At 49.6% G+C, this 236-nt stretch carries 1 protein-coding gene; it reads right to left on the minus strand.

Annotated features, from left to right (window positions below):
* Positions 1-202 (minus strand): hypothetical protein (locus HBA93_RS23540; protein WP_221724822.1); only part of this gene is annotated, 202 nt, incomplete at its 3' end.
* Between the last annotated feature and the right edge of the window lie 34 nt (positions 203-236).

Here is a 236-nt window from a genome sequence, read left to right on the forward strand (position 1 = left end):
TTGCATCTTCTGTGTTGGATAAGCGCGGCGGCAATTTTGTTTCTTTGGATTTTTCCAACCGCACAATAAATCCCTGCAAGGCTTTGTTGAGATATTCTGTGCCGCCGGGCGGCACAGTGGCAGTTGCCGGATGCATGGCGATAACAGTGATGGCCAGTGCCAGTATAGGCAACGAAAAACGTCTGAAATGTACCGGCATCATAGGTTCTCTCTTACGGTTCTGATCGGAACAGCCT

The organism is Ochrobactrum sp. SFR4 (genome assembly GCF_019730395.1).
In the GTDB taxonomy this organism is placed as follows: domain Bacteria; phylum Pseudomonadota; class Alphaproteobacteria; order Rhizobiales; family Rhizobiaceae; genus Pseudochrobactrum.